At 57.4% G+C, this 14,531-nt stretch carries 16 protein-coding genes and 1 tRNA gene; 2 read left to right on the top strand and 15 right to left on the bottom strand.

Going from position 1 to position 14,531, the window contains the following annotated elements; genetic code table 11:
* Nucleotides 1-18: 18 nt before the first annotated feature.
* From ccmI to ccmA, 9 genes are all read right to left on the bottom strand, one after another.
* Entirely contained in the window at nt 19-1,230 is a 1,212-nt protein-coding gene (gene ccmI, locus ACN28Q_RS19880) for a c-type cytochrome biogenesis protein CcmI (RefSeq protein WP_095847921.1), read from the bottom strand.
* Nucleotides 1,230-1,694, bottom strand: coding sequence for a cytochrome c-type biogenesis protein (locus tag ACN28Q_RS19875; protein ID WP_095847920.1), 465 nt, complete (start codon nt 1,692-1,694; stop codon nt 1,230-1,232). The genes ccmI and ACN28Q_RS19875 overlap by 1 nt, the downstream gene beginning before the upstream one ends.
* On the bottom strand, nt 1,691-2,242 hold the full coding sequence (locus tag ACN28Q_RS19870; RefSeq protein WP_095847919.1) for a DsbE family thiol:disulfide interchange protein: 552 nt from the start codon (nt 2,240-2,242) through the stop codon (nt 1,691-1,693). The genes ACN28Q_RS19875 and ACN28Q_RS19870 overlap by 4 nt, the downstream gene beginning before the upstream one ends.
* Nucleotides 2,239-4,209, bottom strand: coding sequence for a heme lyase CcmF/NrfE family subunit (locus ACN28Q_RS19865; RefSeq protein ID WP_095847918.1), 1,971 nt, complete (start codon nt 4,207-4,209; stop codon nt 2,239-2,241). Before ACN28Q_RS19865 ends, ACN28Q_RS19870 begins: the two co-directional genes overlap by 4 nt.
* Complete coding sequence (ccmE, locus tag ACN28Q_RS19860; RefSeq protein ID WP_095847917.1) at nt 4,206-4,697, bottom strand: cytochrome c maturation protein CcmE; 492 nt, start codon at nt 4,695-4,697, stop codon at nt 4,206-4,208. The genes ACN28Q_RS19865 and ccmE overlap by 4 nt, the downstream gene beginning before the upstream one ends.
* Complete coding sequence (ccmD, locus tag ACN28Q_RS19855; protein WP_095847916.1) at nt 4,694-4,930, bottom strand: heme exporter protein CcmD; 237 nt, start codon at nt 4,928-4,930, stop codon at nt 4,694-4,696. Before ccmD ends, ccmE begins: the two co-directional genes overlap by 4 nt.
* Complete coding sequence (locus ACN28Q_RS19850) at nt 4,927-5,664, bottom strand: heme ABC transporter permease (protein WP_095847915.1); 738 nt, start codon at nt 5,662-5,664, stop codon at nt 4,927-4,929. Before ACN28Q_RS19850 ends, ccmD begins: the two co-directional genes overlap by 4 nt.
* A gap of 119 nt (nt 5,665-5,783) precedes the next feature.
* Nucleotides 5,784-6,443, bottom strand: coding sequence for a heme exporter protein CcmB (gene ccmB / locus ACN28Q_RS19845; protein ID WP_095847914.1), 660 nt, complete (start codon nt 6,441-6,443; stop codon nt 5,784-5,786).
* Nucleotides 6,443-7,075 carry a cytochrome c biogenesis heme-transporting ATPase CcmA gene (gene ccmA / locus ACN28Q_RS19840; RefSeq protein ID WP_095847913.1) on the bottom strand — a complete coding sequence of 211 codons (633 nt, stop codon included), beginning with the start codon at nt 7,073-7,075 and terminating at the stop codon, nt 6,443-6,445. Before ccmA ends, ccmB begins: the two co-directional genes overlap by 1 nt.
* A 287-nt stretch (nt 7,076-7,362) precedes the next feature.
* On the opposite strand from ccmA, the gene ACN28Q_RS19835 reads away from it, so the two are divergent.
* A complete protein-coding gene (locus tag ACN28Q_RS19835; RefSeq protein WP_095847912.1) occupies nt 7,363-8,277 on the top strand; it encodes a formate/nitrite transporter family protein in 915 nt (304 codons plus the stop codon).
* A gap of 126 nt (nt 8,278-8,403) precedes the next feature.
* Nucleotides 8,404-8,478, top strand: a tRNA-Arg gene (locus ACN28Q_RS19830).
* 159 nt (nt 8,479-8,637) lie between these two features.
* On the opposite strand, the gene ACN28Q_RS19825 is transcribed toward ACN28Q_RS19830, so the two are convergent.
* Genes ACN28Q_RS19825 through ACN28Q_RS19800 form a run of 6 tightly spaced genes read right to left on the bottom strand, consistent with a single transcriptional unit; the run spans nt 8,638 to nt 14,522 of the window.
* The gene (locus tag ACN28Q_RS19825; RefSeq protein WP_095847911.1) at nt 8,638-9,990 is read right to left on the bottom strand and encodes a VasL domain-containing protein; all 1,353 of its coding nucleotides are present in this window, start codon (nt 9,988-9,990) and stop codon (nt 8,638-8,640) included.
* Nucleotides 9,991-10,029: 39 nt separating this feature from the next.
* Nucleotides 10,030-10,473, bottom strand: coding sequence for a type VI secretion system baseplate subunit TssE (gene tssE / locus ACN28Q_RS19820; protein WP_095847910.1), 444 nt, complete (start codon nt 10,471-10,473; stop codon nt 10,030-10,032).
* A 1-nt stretch (nt 10,474) separates the two neighbouring features.
* Nucleotides 10,475-11,011, bottom strand: coding sequence for a type VI secretion system lipoprotein TssJ (gene tssJ, locus ACN28Q_RS19815; protein WP_121525498.1), 537 nt, complete (start codon nt 11,009-11,011; stop codon nt 10,475-10,477).
* Nucleotides 10,992-12,092 (bottom strand): type VI secretion system baseplate subunit TssG, encoded by a 1,101-nt coding sequence (tssG, locus tag ACN28Q_RS19810; RefSeq protein ID WP_095847908.1) that lies wholly within the window; start codon nt 12,090-12,092, stop codon nt 10,992-10,994. Before tssG ends, tssJ begins: the two co-directional genes overlap by 20 nt.
* Complete coding sequence (gene tssF / locus ACN28Q_RS19805; protein ID WP_095847907.1) at nt 12,047-13,810, bottom strand: type VI secretion system baseplate subunit TssF; 1,764 nt, start codon at nt 13,808-13,810, stop codon at nt 12,047-12,049. Before tssF ends, tssG begins: the two co-directional genes overlap by 46 nt.
* Before the next feature lie 13 nt (nt 13,811-13,823).
* Nucleotides 13,824-14,522, bottom strand: coding sequence for a hypothetical protein (locus tag ACN28Q_RS19800; RefSeq protein ID WP_095847906.1), 699 nt, complete (start codon nt 14,520-14,522; stop codon nt 13,824-13,826).
* Nucleotides 14,523-14,531 lie beyond the last annotated feature (9 nt).

The following is a 14,531-nucleotide window of genomic DNA, read 5'->3' as shown; positions in this document are numbered from 1 at the left end:
GCACGTTCAGTTTCTCTTTCAGGGAAGTTGCTTATCTATCTGAACGTTAATCTGCCCTTTACCATTAAAGCCCTGCACGGCGCTTTCGCCAAACCACTCCCCAGGCTGCGGGGTGGCGAGGCCCTCCTGCGAAATACGGACCCGCACCTGCACCTGATGCTGGGCGGAAAGCAGCCGCTCCGGCATCATGGCGTTACTGTCATCCAACGAAAACGACAGCGGGAAACGGCTTAAAGGTAACTGTTTTACCGCAACCGGCAACGAATTATTACCATCGGTGACCGAAATAACCAGCACGCCTTGCTGCGGCAGTGCCTTTTCAGCCTGCGGCGACAGCGCCACATTGACGACAAGTTTAACAGTTTCTCCGCCTGCCTGTATTTTTGCTTGTTCAATACTGCGCTTGACCATGTCGATACGGCGATCGCCGGCCGGCAACAGCGGCAGCATTTGCTGCCAGGCCGCTATCGCCTGCGGGTAGTCGCCCTGTTCAAAGGCATTAAACGCCAGCAGGCTGCGCGCTCGCAGATCGCTACTATCCTCTGCGACCCGTTTGCGCAGTAAAACGGCAGCCTGCCTGTTATCCTCTGGATCGTTGGAACGCGTCAAGACTTCCGCATAGCCCAGGCGCACTTCCGGATTATTCGGATCCAGCCGATAAGCATGAGCAAACGCCTGGGTCGCCGTTGTCGCATTGTTCAGCGCCACGCCGATCCGCCCCAACATCATCCAGTCGTTGATATTGCGATCGTCATGCTGCAATGCGGTACGCAGCCCCAACCCCAGCCGGGCGATCTCTTCCATATTCAACGGGGCGGCATGCTCATCGGTCAGGCGTTCACGCAAGGCCGGCAGCTCGGTGCTCACCTGCTGCCAGGCCAGCACCTGCGCCAGGCCGCCGGTTTTAAGGTACAGCCCCACCGTGACCACCACCAACAGCAGCACGCCCGGCGCCAGCGCCCAGCGGTTGATCGGCCACGCCTGCTCCGCCTGTTGATTGGGAATGTCATTCAGCAGATTTTGCTGTAATTCTTTGATCAGCACCGGGCGCTCGGCGACCACGCCCTGTTCTTCGTCCTGCGCCAGCTCTTGCAGGCGATCCTGATAAAACGCCTTGTTGAGTGCGTCACGGCTGGCGGCGCCATCCCGCGGTGCCTGCCGCAGCGCCGGCACCACCAGCAACAGCGCGGCGCCCACCAGCAGCGCGATCATTATCAGCCAAAAAGCCATTAGGGTTTCTTCCTGTCAGTGTCGTCCAGCAGCGCCGCCAAACGCTGCCGCTCCTGCTCGGAGATATCATCGTTATCGGTAGCGGCGCGGCGGCGGCTGCGCGCTATCACCACCGCGCCGCCGATCAGCACAAACAGCAGTGGCCCGAGCCACAAAACCAGCGTCGCCGGCGTCAGCGGCGGCTGATAGGTCACAAAGTTGCCGTAGCGGGCCACCATGTAATCAATAATCTGCTGTTTGCTCTGCCCTTGCATCATCAGTTCATAAACCTTGGTGCGCATATCCGCGGCGATGATGGCGTTGGAATCGGCAATGTTGTTGTTTTGGCATTTCGGGCAACGCAACTGCTCCGTCAGCTCACGATACTGCTGCTCTTGCTCCACCGATTTGAACTTATAGGTGTCAATCGCGGCGGCGGCGTTCCAACTTAACAGCGCGGCACACATCAGCACGACCAGCCTCATGCATCACCCCCATATTTACGGTACAGAGGCAGCACTTCCTGCTGCCAGACGCGCTCGTTCAGATCGCCGGCGTGGCGATAGCGGATAATGCCCTGGCCGTCGATCAGGAAGGTTTCCGGCGCGCCGTATACGCCCAGATCCAGCCCCAACATGCCGTCGCCGTCGTACAGGCTGAGCGCATATGGATTGCCCAAGGTGTTCAACCAGGCGATCGCTTTGGCGCGATCGTCCTTGTAGTTAAGGCCCACCACGCGCACGCCTTTAACCGCCAGGCTATTTAAATACTCATGTTCCGCCCGGCAGGTTGGGCACCAGGTCGCCCAGACGTTAAGCAGTATCGGCTTGCCGTTGCGCAGCACCACCTGGCTATAGGTCTTTCCTGGTTGATCGAGGGATTCCAGCGTGAACACCGGCACCGGTTTGCCGATCAATGCCGATTCCAGCAGGGTGGGATCCTCCCCGCCGGCATTACGCGCCAGTTGCACCAGAAACGCCGCCACCAGCAGCAAAAACAGCATAAATGGAATGAATAACAGTTTACGCTTCATGCCTGCTCCCCTGATGCGCCCCGGCGTTGCTGTTTGCGGCTCATGCGGTAGCGCGGATCTAAAATACACAGCAGGCCGCCAAGCGCCATCAACACCCCGCCGTACCAGATCCAACGTACAAAGGGTTTGTAATACAGGCGAACCGCCCAGGCGCCGTCATCCAGCTCTTCGCCCAACGCCGCGTACAGATCGCGCGCCAAATTGCCGTCGATGGCCGCTTCGGTCATCATGCTGCGCGCCACGTTGTAATAGCGTTTTTCAGCATGCAAGGTGGCCTCCGGCTTGCCGTTGCGCGTTACGTCGATAATGCCGACGCCGCCGGTATAGTTCGGCCCGCGGATCTCATGCACGTCGCGGAAGATAAAGTGATAATCATGAATATCCACGCTATCGCCGGCCTTCATGCGCACGTCGCGTTCAACGCTGTAGTTCTGGCTGAAGGCGATGCCGATCACCGTGACCGCCACGCCAAGGTGCCCCAGCACCATGCCCCAGTGGCTGCGCGACAGGTGGCGCAGGCCGCGCCAAAAGCTATGGCGGTGGGTGGCGCGTTCGTGCAGTTCTACCAGCGACAGAACGATCACCCAAAATGCCATCACCAGGCCCACCACCGTCATGCCGGCGATGCTGTCTTGCAACAGCCACGGCAACAGGATCGATAACGCCAGCGTCACCACCAGCGCCGCACCCAGGCGGCGCCACAGCGTGGCCGGATCGTCACGGCGCCAGCGCACCAGCGGCCCAATGCCCAGCAACAGCGCCAACGGCGCCATCAGCCAGGTGAACATGGTATTAAAGAACGGCTCGCCGACGGAAATGCTGCCCAGGCCAAGTTGTTTATGTACCAGCGGCAGCAGCGTGCCAAGCAGCACCACCAGCATGGCGGCAACCAGCAGCACGTTGTTGCCCAACAGGAAGGTTTCACGCGAGAAGGTTTCATGCTGCACCCGGCTGCGCACCTGGCCGCCTTTTATCGCATACAGCAACAACGAACCCCCAATGACGATCACCAGATAAGCCAGAATAAACATGCCGCGCGCCGGATCGGAGGCGAACGAGTGCACGGAAACCAGCACCCCGGAGCGCACCAGGAAGGTGCCAAGCAGGCACAAAGAGAAAGCCGTGATCGCCAGCAACACCGTCCAGGCTTTAAAAGTGCCGCGCTTTTCGGTTACCGCCAGCGAGTGGATCAGTGCGGTGCCGACCAGCCACGGCATAAACGAGGCGTTTTCCACCGGATCCCAGAACCACCAGCCGCCCCAGCCCAGCTCATAATAGGCCCAGGCCGAACCCAACACGATGCCCAGCGTCAGGAACACCCAGGCGGCGGTGGTCCAGGGGCGCGACCAACGGGCCCAGGCGGTATCCAGCCGGCCGGCCATCAGAGAGGCGATGGCGAAGGCAAAGGCGACCGAGAATCCGACGTAGCCCATATACAGCAGCGGCGGATGGAAGATCAGGCCGATATCCTGCAGCAGCGGATTCAGATCGCGCCCGTCAATCGGGAATGCCGGCAGCGTGCGGGTGAAGGGGTTGGAAGTCAGGATGATGAACAGCAAAAAACCGACGCTGATCATCCCCATCACCGCCAGCACGCGCGCCACCGCATCTTGCGGCATGCGGCGGCTGCACAGCGCCACGGCCAGCGACCAGCCGCTCAGCAGCAGCACCCACAGCAGCAGCGAACCTTCATGCGCTCCCCAGGTGGCGGCAATGCGGTAATACACCGGCAACTGGCTGTTGGAGTTGGCCGCCACATACGCCACGGTGAAATCATTGGTGACAAACGCATACACCAGGCAGAGAAAGGCCAGTGCAATGGCCCCAAACATGCCGTAAGTGAGCGGGCGCGCAACGTTCATCATGCGCACGTCCTGACGCACCGCGCCCCACTGCGGGTAAATGCTCAGTAGCAGCGCCAGCGCCAACGCCAGACACAGCAAAAAACTGCCCAGCTCAGGCATCATGGCGTGTTCCCCTGTTGCGGGCTGCGATAGGCGGCGGCCGGGCCCTGGTGATTTTCTTTCATGGCGTCGGCCACCTCCGGTGGGGTGTAGTTTTCATCGTGTTTAGCCAGCACTTCACGCGCATTGACCACGTTACCTTCGCCCAGTACGCCCTGGGCCACCACGCCCTGCCCTTCGCGGAACAGATCCGGCAGAATGCCTTCATAGGTAACATCGATGGCGCCGCGGGCATCGTAGATCTTGAACGTGACCTTCAGGCTTTGCGGATCGCGCTTCACCGATCCCGGCATCACCATCCCGCCGATACGTAAGCGCTGGCCAACATAGGGTTTTTGATGGCTTTCGCCTTTGCCCAGCAGGATTTCGCCGGGGGTATAGAACAGATCGATATTGCTGCGCAGCGCATACAGCACCAGCGTTGAGGTTAGCGCAACGCCGATCAAGACCACCAGCGCCAGATACAGGCGGCTTTTGCGGCGTGGATTCACAATGATTTCTCCGGCTGATTGGCGGCCTGCGGCGCGGATTGGCGGGCATGGCGGATACGCTGTTCACGCGCCTGGCGGCGGCGAACTTCGGCCAGCAGTTGCCGGCGTTGCCACAGGGTGTGGCAAACCAAGCCCAGCAGTGGGATTAACGTGGCGGCGACCGCCAGCCAAACGTAGAAGGCATAGCCGCCCATGGCGAAAAACGCCGCCCAGGAATCGAATGCGGCGCTCATGATTGGCGCTCCTTGTTAACCAACGCGGCAACCCACGGGCGGCGGCTTTCTTGCGATAAAATCAGGTTACGCAGGCGCATCAGCGTCAGCGTAATAAAAAACAGCAGGTAGCCGAGGATCGCCCAGCGCAGCGGCGTGCGCATACTCGGCGCAATGCTCTGCTGCATGTTGGTGGAGCCCTGGTGGAGCGTATTCCACCATTCGACAGAGAAATGGATAATGGGAATGTTGACCACCCCGACCAGCACCAAAATACCGGCTGCGCGCCCGGCCAGGCGACGATCGTCAAAGGCGTTATACAACGCAATGATGCCCATATAGAGGAACAGCAGCACCAGTTCCGAGGTGAGGCGGGCATCCCATACCCACCAGGTGCCCCACATCGGTTTGCCCCATGCCGAGCCGGTAACCAACGCGATAAAGGTAAACACCGCGCCCACCGGGGCCATCGCCGCCACCAGGGTATCGGACATTTTCATCTGCCACACCAGGCCGATGAACGCCGCAACCGCCATGGCGGCATAGACGCCCATTGACCACATTGCCGCCGGCACATGGATATACATGATGCGGAAACTGTCGCCCTGCTGATAATCCCTGGGGGCAAAGCCAAAGCCCCATGCCCAGCCCAGCAGCAGACATGCCGCCCCTGCCAGCCCCAGCCAGGGAACCCAGCGGCCACAGATGTGGTAAAGCCGCTCTGGCCGGGCAAATTGATGTAACCATTTCCACATTGTCGTCATTGCTCACATTAACATTAATACGGTAGGCCGCCCCGCCAGCCGGAGCGTGCAACCTTCATATGCGACGGAATACGCTCTTGGTGGCGTTAATCCATAATTGAATCAGTCTGTCAGTGCACGCTTACGCGCAAGGCCGCCGCAATAGCGAACGGTGCCAGGGTGGCGCTGCCTGCCAGCATCGCGCCCAGTAACGCCAGGTAGCCATCAATCGCCATCCCGGTGGCCGCGGCATCGATCGCCGCGGTCGCGAAGATCAACACGGGGATGAACAGCGGCAGCACCAGCAGGCTCAGCAGCACACCGCCTTTGCGCAGCCCGACCGTCAGCGCCACGCCGATCGCGCCAAGCAGGCTTAACGTTGGCGTGCCTAACAGCAGGGTTAACGCCACCGCCAGCCAGGTATGCATATCCAGCGACAACAACAGCGCCACCAACGGGGAAAGCACCAACAACGGCAACCCGGTTACCACCCAGTGAGCGCATACTTTGCCCAATGCCGTTAGCGGCAGCGGCGCCGGCAACAGCAGCAACTGCTCCAGGGAGCCGTCGAGAAAATCATCGCGGAACAGGCGCTCCAGCGACAACAGCGCTGCCAGGAGCGCGGCAACCCAGATAATGCCCGGCGCGATCCGCGCCAACAGCTGTGGCTCTGGGCCGATCCCTAAGGGGAACAGCGTGATGACAATCAGAAAGAACCACAGCGGGTTAACAATCTCTGCGCCTTTACGGAAGGCGATTTTCAACTCACGGCGCAACACCAGCAAGAACATCAGACTGACTCCGCGAACGTGGCCGCCAGCCGGATTTTACCCACCGTTTGCGTGGCGCCCGCCAATGCCTGATGGGTGGTTAACACTACCATCCCGCCCTGCCGGGCATGTTGCTCAAAAAGCGCAATCAATTCGGTAACGCCCTGTTTATCAATCGCCGTTAGCGGCTCGTCCAAAATCCACAGCGGGCAGGCGCTCAACCACAGCCGCGCCAGCGCGACGCGCCGTTGCTGGCCAGCAGAAAGCTGCGCCACCGGTATATCTTCGTAGCCCACCAGCCCTACCTGCGCCAGGGCTTGCCAAATGCTGGGATTATCGGGCCGCTGATGCACCGCCTGATAAAACTGCAGGTTTTCAAACGCGGTGAGCGTGGCCTTGATGCCCGGCTGGTGGCCGATAAACAGCAGTTCCTGATAATAGGCCGCGCGGTTGCGCAACGTATTTTTCCCGCGCCAGTGAACCTCGCCATGCTCTGGCCGCGCCAGCCCGGCCAGGATGCGCAGCAGGCTGGTTTTGCCGGCGCCATTCGCCCCTTCCACCTGAACAATGTCACCAGGGTTAACTGAAAAGCTTAACCCGCTAAATAACGTGCGTTCGTCACGCACACAACTCAGGTTTTTGGCTTCCAGCATGGGGGAAAACTCAACGTTAATTTCAGGGAGAAGGAATCATAGCATAAGCAATTTGGCCGACGTAGCCTGCGGCACGGCCAAGCGCTACTCCGTTGGGGGTAATATTACGATTCAGATCAATTCTGCACGGGAAAAACACGAAAATTAAAATTTTGTTACTTTTCATAAAGTTTAGCACAACGCCGGCCAGCAACTATGCTTAGCCTGTATTGGCTGTTACTGCGTGATTAATAAATGAATGCCCGTGGCTGATTGCTGAATGGGGCGAGATGTTTAGGGAGAGAAGTATGAATGATAACGTGCCACGCACGGGCAAGGGCATCGATGCGCTAAAAGTTGAAAGCAAAGAGCATGACGAAGGCAAAACGGATATCGAAATAAAAGAAGAGAACCTGCCCTCCCGCGCCGCCGCGGTGCATGAACAGATCCGCATGGAAGGAGAAAAAGAGCTGGAGCGCGACTGGCAGGCACTGCTGTGGTCTGCCGTCGCCGCCGGGATTTCGATGGCGGCTTCGCTGATGGGAAAAGGCATTTTTCACGCCCGCCTGCCCGATGACCCAAGCCGTTTCTTTATTGAAAACATCGGCTACACCTTTGGATTTTTTATCGTCATCATGGCGCGCCAACAGCTATTTACCGAGAACACGGTAACTGCGGTTTTGCCGGTGATGCACCGGCCGACGCCACGCAATGTGTTGATTCTCTCACGGCTTTGGGGGCTGGTGCTGGTGGGCAACCTGTTCGGCACCGCCCTGGCGGCGCTGGCGTTTATCCACATGCCGATTCTGGATGACGGGGTGCGCAAGGCGTTTGTCGCTCTGGCGGAAGAGGTGATGCATAACTCACCGACGCAAATGTTCGCCGACGGTATTCTTGCCGGCTGGATCATCGCGACCATGGTGTGGATGCTGCCCGCCGCCGGCGCGGCGAAAATTTGGGTGATCGTACTGATGGTTTATCTGATGGGGATTTGCAACCTTACCCACATTGTGGCGGGTTCGGCCGAGATCCTGTATCTGGTGTTTACCGGCGCACTGCCCTGGCAAGCCTTTTTCTACCCGTTCGCCATCCCAACGCTGGCAGGCAATATCATCGGCGGCACCTTTATTTTCGCCCTGCTGAGCCATGTGCAGATCCGTAACGATCTACGCCACGCGGCCAAGACAGCGGAAAAGCAGGCCGGAAAAGCGCAAAAACCGTAATCCCATACGCTTTCGGCCGCCAAATCCGGGCCGATTGGCGAGGGAATAAGCAAACGCACTGCTAAACGCTTATTATGCCGGTAAAAAAAGGTATAATGCCCGCCAGCACGCTTTTGCTGCTGGCGTGTCCCCGTAGTTAAACGGATATAACAAGCCCCTCCTAAGGGCTAGTTACTGGTTCGATTCCAGTCGGGGACACCATTTTACTGCCGCTACCTTGTGGCGAAGGCTGCTCACCACAGCAAAATCAATAACAACGGGCACGACTAATCCCCACACCTTTCTGTTATTGCTCATCCTGATTCCGAAGTTAACCCTCGCGCATCACACACATTATCTGCCAGCAAGCGCTGCCGGTTTTCATGGCAACGGCGCGGACTGTTGCGCTTCCTGAGCCTGCAGGGTAAAACCGGCCATCAGCTGTTTTAAGTGCAGTTCCGTCTGCGCGCGCAGGGCTGCCGATTCCGGGCTGTTCGCCGGCTGTGCGGCCAACTGGCGCAGTTGCTCCTCTGCCGGCACCGTCCGGTTCAGGGCCTGAGTGATGGAAAAAACCTGCGATTTGAGTTCGCTGACCGTCATGTATTTCCCTTTCTTTTCATCCAGGCCGTTGAGACGATGGGCCAGTTGTTGCAACTGCGCCATACCCTGATGCCAACCGTCCAGGCTGGCGGGTAACGCCGCCGCAACGGCCAGTTGCTGTTGCCACTGCCGGGTGAGAGCGGCCGTTTCCGGTTGGTTCGGCCAAAGGCGCTGAGCCTGGTGAACCAGCCCGCTCCCATAATCCCAAAGCCAGGCCGGCGACAGCGTGGGAAGCAGTTCCAGTTGCCGTTGCGCCTGCGCCAACCATACCGGATCAAAACCCGGCGCGGTCTGCTGCATCGCTTTCAGGGCGTCATCAGGTAAGGCGGCAGGCAATGGCGCCACTGTGGCCATCAGCACTTTCTGCACCGGGTTTTCAGCCAGGCGGTGTGCGCCCCATAGGGCTATAGCCCCAACTATCAACGTGACCAACACGCCAGCCGCAAACGGTTTCCAGGGTTTTACCGGCCGGGCGGGCGCCACGTTAATCCGCGGTTCCGGCGCCGGCTGCACCACGTATACCCACCTGGGCGCCTCAGCCTGTGCATTTTCCCCAGGCATCACCGCGGTTGGCGCCAGAACGACGGGCGGTGAAGCCGCGGTGCCAGCATCGCTGTTTTCCAGACGAACGGCGGCGGTGTGAAGCAACTGACGCAACACATCAAGCCCCGCCTGATGCCGCAATTCCAGGCGCTGCAGGGCTTCGCCAACGGTAGCAAGATGTTTTTCCGCCTGGTACAGCGCGCCCAGATCGGCGTAAATCAGCGTCATGGTACGCAGCAGTTGCTGCAGGCGTTTGTTTAGCGAAAACAGGATCTCGATACGGGCATGTACCGGCTGCGGCCACAGGCTTCCCCATTGCCGGGTAATCAGCGCTTCCAGAATGGACAACCCTTCATTCAGCCCCGTCAACCCGGCAATCTGAGTGCGCGCCAGCGTATACCAGGCGGCAGTTTGAAGCTCGATGCCATTATGTTCAAACAGGCTGAGGCAGAGCTTTTCGGCATAATGCCAATTTACATCGGGGCGCGCAGGATGCACCAGTTTGTTCAGCTCGTCGCGCAGGAGGACGTAATCCGCAAACGTGCGCGGATCGTCGCCGGTTCTGAGATGGCGTTCGGATGTGTGTGTCATGATGATTATGAGTGATGATTAAGGTGAGAAAAAGGACCGTTACAGCGCAGCTCGCGGGGCCAGATAGTGTTGCTGTTTCAGGTAGCGCAGCAATATCTTGCCCTCGGGCATAAATTCGGTGCCGTAGCGGACCAGGCCCAAACCTTTCAGTTCGGCCTCAATGGCATAGCGCAGCTCGCCGGGTTGTGTTTGCTCCAGCAGCACTACGCTGATTTCTTTTAGCCGCGGCTCGTATTTCAGCAGAACGGCGGACAGCGTGCTCATCAGTTGATGGCTAGTGCCAGGCATCCCCTGCAGAATTTTCGACATATCCGGCAGACCATAATCCGGCAGATGCGCCAGCGTGCCGGCACGGCAATTGAGAATACGCTGCATATTGTCCAGCACCGACAGGATCACCTGGTTTTGTTCGCTGACCTGATGAAGATCCAGACCGCCGGAGAAATTGCCGTAGAGTATTTCGTAGAGTGAAGGACGCGGCATTTTACTCATCCTTCACAGGTTTCAGCGCCAGGCTGTTATTAGCGGCCTCGATAATCCTGGCCTTATCCGGATCGAGCTCATCGCGGGCCAGCACGATGCGCCAGGTATTATTCACCAGGTCTGGCGAGATAAACATGCCCGCCACAGCCACATACCGAGCGCCCTCTTCCATCGGCATATCTACCGTCACGGCCCCGCCGGGGGTAAGGCGAACATCTTTTTCCGCCAGCCAATCCGCTTTAATGGCCTGGCTATCACTAGCAAACAGTGACGGATAATCTGTACTGTCAAAGGCCTTCCGATCCTTTAACTGATAGATACGAATCACCGTGGAGAGCGCAACACCACCAGCATTGCTGTTGACGGCCTCGCGGGCCTGAATATCAAGATGCAGAGTCTTCACCTGCTTGTAGAATATGGATTTGGTCACGGCCACGGTACCCTCCGTGACCTTCTGCGTTAGCCCACAGCCAGCAAGCAGCAGAGTGAACCCGGATACCAGAATAAGTAATGGGGCCCTACCAGCGGTAATCGCCATGTTCATCGATCTCCCTTCGGTGAATATTCTCCTGAACGCGCTCGTAACGCCCCAGATTGATAATGATTGCCTTGTCTGCTTGCGTTTCGGCAGCCTTAAGCGGCCTCATCACCGCCGTACGGCCCAATTGCCCGCCCGATGCCCCCGAAGCACTGCGCATCTGGGCATCGGGAAGCAGGCTTCTGCCGACACACAGTTGCAGGCGTACATCCAGACGAGCGCCCAGATAAACATGCAGCAACGCCAACAGGTCCGTGTGCAAATTCCCTCCCGGCAGCCAGCCCTGCACTTCTTGCCGGCTGGTCGTGGTGAGGCGCATCAGCACCTGGCTGTTAACATCGGTTGCGTAAGCCCCCATCACCGGGCGCCCCTTCAGACTAACCGGCTGCCGCACGCTCATAGCCAACTGTTTTTTCAACGGCACCCTTCGCCGATCATGGTGCCAGATCTGCGCTCGGGTATACGGCGCCAGCAGGCTGACCAGTGACGCCATGCCTTCCGCAGTACGACCAGGTAACAGCATGACCGGCAACAGGGCCAGAAAGCGGGATGCAGGGGTGGCGATATTTTCCGCACAGCCATCAATCCCCAGCCCCGCCAACCCCAGCAGATACTGTGAGGTTTTGTCCTTTCCTCCGGCCTTGAACGTCGCCGGGTAAGAGTATTTACGCCAGATCCTGTAATACTGGGTAATCAGGCGATGATTGAAAATATCGAGAAAATCAGCGGTCGCCTCAACGCCTTCCCGCCGCTGGGTGATGTCATCGATATAGTGCGTCGGCAGCGGCGACTCCACGCCGTAGAGCCCCATAAAGGTAATACGTACCGTAGGCGACAGGTGCGGGTGTTCAGCGGGCTCGAATGCTTTGATTTCGGACGCCGGAAATCCCATTCCAGGATGCGGACGGAAGCGCACCGGCTCATGACGTACCTGCCAGGTGCTGCCGGCCACCGGTTTATCCGGCTGGCTTTGCTCCAGCAACTGGCAGAAGCGATAAAAGTTAATGTACGGCAACCTGTCACCCAGTTGCGCGATCAGCCGGGCAGGCGCTGACTGTGGTTCTCTTTCCACCGGATGCATTTTCCTTCTGGCTGAACGATGAGGGTGAGCTGATTAAACTGGTTCATGTCGGCATAAAGCGCGAAGAAACGGTTGAGCATTTCCCCGAATAAATGAATATCGCCTTCACCGGTGAAGCCGTTGCTGTCAAGGGCCACCTCTATATCCAGGCCCCGGAGCAGGAAACCACCCTCGAAGCGCTGAATACGATGATGCGCAACACGCTGGATAGCATCCAGCCGACGGGTGTTTAGTTCATCATCCTGCCAGTTATAAAGCGCCAGCGTTCCACGCAGCACTTCCGCGCTGCTCATCATATTGAGGAAACCGGAACCCAGATGGCTCAGCACCCGCCAGTGAAAACGGTCTTCGGCAGGCGGGTAAACCGGCAGCGTGGGCTTGCAGAGATTTTTCACTGACAGCGGTGTCTGCACCACCTGTTCGCAGTGGTCCAGCAGCGTGCTTTGCAGCGCCCGGCGCGGCAACTGACCATTAGTGCCGGTGATACGCAATGACACCGTTTCTCGGGCAAAAGCGCGATCGTCCTCCCACTGATGCCCTCCGAGGATCAGCCAGGTATCATGCAGGCCGGTGACACTGCGCTTAACACGGGTGTGGTAGTAACGCGGTGGCGCCTGGCGACGCATCATCCCACCTTTGTGACGGAAACTGCTGAACGGCACATATTCGGCATCGCCGGTACGGCCAGAGCCCATCACGGCGTCGACGGAGTAAATTTCGGTATGCCCGTCCTGCAGCCGTTTGGGGCGCAATAAGTATTCGCTTTCAAGCCCCGTAATGGTGAGCGGATCTGCCTCAAGCGCGAACAGATTGATGACGGGAACACAATGCAAGCGAATGGCGTCATCCGTTACCGGCAGGTCTGACGGCCAAGGCTGGCTCAGTACCACTTCAATATCAAAGTACGCCACACCTGAGGGGATCGTAATGCCATCCAGCCCGTTGAGGTGGACAAACATAAACTTGTCCCGGAAGGTGAAATACTCCAGCAGCAGTTGGTAGCCACTGAACGCGGTGTCCCCTTTAGGCCACAGACCGTCTTCTTCACGAAAGCCGCCCGGCGAGAAATACCCATCAAGGCGAATACGGTCGGTCTGCCCGGGCAGGCGCATGTACAGTGCCGCCTGGCGTTTCGTCAGCATCAGGTGCAGATGACTACTGACCGGTTCATCTGCGCCGAGATACAGGCTCAGACGGCTGAGGTCGGCATGCGACCAGTCAGCCTGACTGCTGCAAGCAAAGCGCATCCGCAACAACGAGCGGCCATCAGGCTCAGTGGTCATGGTGATGCCTGAGATGCTTAGCGGATTGAGCATCACATCCTGAGTGGTGCAGTAGCGGCAAACGGTGTTCTTCGGCCCCACCGGGCGGGAATACACTTCCAGACCCGCAGGCACGACTTCCGCCATTTTCATGGCATGGAGAGCCGGCGTGAGCGCTACTACAGAGAGCGACGGAATGGTGCGCAGGTAGTGTGGCCAGAGCATACTGACCAGCCCTTCAGTCAACTCCGGCAGGTCGTCGTCAATCTTTTCCCGCAGCCGCCCCATCGAGAAGGCGAAGCCTTCGAACAGACGTTCGACATACGGATCGGGTATACCTGCTTTATCCAGATCCAGCATAGCGGCTCGGTCAGGGTGGATCTGGGCAAATTCTTTGGCGGCTTCGCGCAGGTAGCGCATTTCCGCGTCGTAATAACGCAGGGTTAAATCTTCCATGATATCCTCAGGATTATGCAGGTGGGTCAGACGTTATTTCGTTGGATGTATCAATATTATCGCTCTGAATACTCCTATGGAGCCAATCGTCAAACAAACGGCCAAATCTTACAGCCTGCCATATATCTTCAACTTGGCTTACTAGCTTAATGAAAACAATAAAAACAAGTAAAAAATAGGCCAATAAAAAACCCATAAACAAACCTATTTCCTGCTGTTTCCATAATGAATACACCGTAGTCACTCCTGCGTAAATAAAAACAAGCAAAGAAACCACACCAAATAATATAACTACCCCGTACGATTTACTCACTTCTTTATCATCAACACTAAAATCATCATCAGAATATTTACCGATAATAGTATTCTTTAGAAAGCACCCTAGACGTATATCTAGTGAGCTTATATTTTCAGAAGCCATACAGGAAATTAACTGATGGCAGTGCCACACTGGAAGATAAATACCGATCTGTTCATACAGAAGCTTTATTTGTACAATAATATGTGGTGTTAGCGGTTTTTCCTTTAACCCATCAATTTTAGAAAGGACATCCACCTTCTTATCAGAGGATATTTTATCAAATCTGTATTTTCTCTCAGCTCTTTGATTTCCTAGAATTTTACCAACCCAGTCAATTCCTTTTTTCACCAAATACAAGGCAAGCGGGATCAGTATTCCTTTAACAATTTCAATATTAGTTCCCTCAGACATAAACACCCT

It is taken from the genome of Gibbsiella quercinecans, from assembly GCF_002291425.1.
Taxonomy (GTDB): domain Bacteria; phylum Pseudomonadota; class Gammaproteobacteria; order Enterobacterales; family Enterobacteriaceae; genus Gibbsiella; species Gibbsiella quercinecans.
This window is presented reverse-complemented; position numbering and strand designations above follow the sequence as displayed.

What these genes read in the sequence shown, in the direction of transcription:
- tssJ (WP_121525498.1), bottom strand. Translation starts at nt 11,011, where the DNA reads ATGGCGATTACCGCTGGTAGGGCCCCATTACTTATTCTGGTATCCGGG.
- ACN28Q_RS19870 (WP_095847919.1), bottom strand. Translation starts at nt 2,242, where the DNA reads ATGAAGCGTAAACTGTTATTCATTCCATTTATGCTGTTTTTGCTGCTG.
- ccmA (WP_095847913.1), bottom strand. Translation starts at nt 7,075, where the DNA reads ATGCTGGAAGCCAAAAACCTGAGTTGTGTGCGTGACGAACGCACGTTA.
- ccmB (WP_095847914.1), bottom strand. Translation starts at nt 6,443, where the DNA reads ATGTTCTTGCTGGTGTTGCGCCGTGAGTTGAAAATCGCCTTCCGTAAA.
- ACN28Q_RS19825 (WP_095847911.1), bottom strand. Translation starts at nt 9,990, where the DNA reads ATGACACACACATCCGAACGCCATCTCAGAACCGGCGACGATCCGCGC.
- ACN28Q_RS19835 (WP_095847912.1), top strand. Translation starts at nt 7,363, where the DNA reads ATGAATGATAACGTGCCACGCACGGGCAAGGGCATCGATGCGCTAAAA.
- ccmI (WP_095847921.1), bottom strand. Translation starts at nt 1,230, where the DNA reads ATGGCTTTTTGGCTGATAATGATCGCGCTGCTGGTGGGCGCCGCGCTG.
- tssG (WP_095847908.1), bottom strand. Translation starts at nt 12,092, where the DNA reads ATGCATCCGGTGGAAAGAGAACCACAGTCAGCGCCTGCCCGGCTGATC.
- ACN28Q_RS19800 (WP_095847906.1), bottom strand. Translation starts at nt 14,522, where the DNA reads ATGTCTGAGGGAACTAATATTGAAATTGTTAAAGGAATACTGATCCCG.
- tssE (WP_095847910.1), bottom strand. Translation starts at nt 10,473, where the DNA reads ATGCCGCGTCCTTCACTCTACGAAATACTCTACGGCAATTTCTCCGGC.
- ACN28Q_RS19850 (WP_095847915.1), bottom strand. Translation starts at nt 5,664, where the DNA reads ATGTGGAAATGGTTACATCAATTTGCCCGGCCAGAGCGGCTTTACCAC.
- ACN28Q_RS19865 (WP_095847918.1), bottom strand. Translation starts at nt 4,209, where the DNA reads ATGATGCCTGAGCTGGGCAGTTTTTTGCTGTGTCTGGCGTTGGCGCTG.
- ACN28Q_RS19875 (WP_095847920.1), bottom strand. Translation starts at nt 1,694, where the DNA reads ATGAGGCTGGTCGTGCTGATGTGTGCCGCGCTGTTAAGTTGGAACGCC.
- ccmD (WP_095847916.1), bottom strand. Translation starts at nt 4,930, where the DNA reads ATGAGCGCCGCATTCGATTCCTGGGCGGCGTTTTTCGCCATGGGCGGC.
- tssF (WP_095847907.1), bottom strand. Translation starts at nt 13,810, where the DNA reads ATGGAAGATTTAACCCTGCGTTATTACGACGCGGAAATGCGCTACCTG.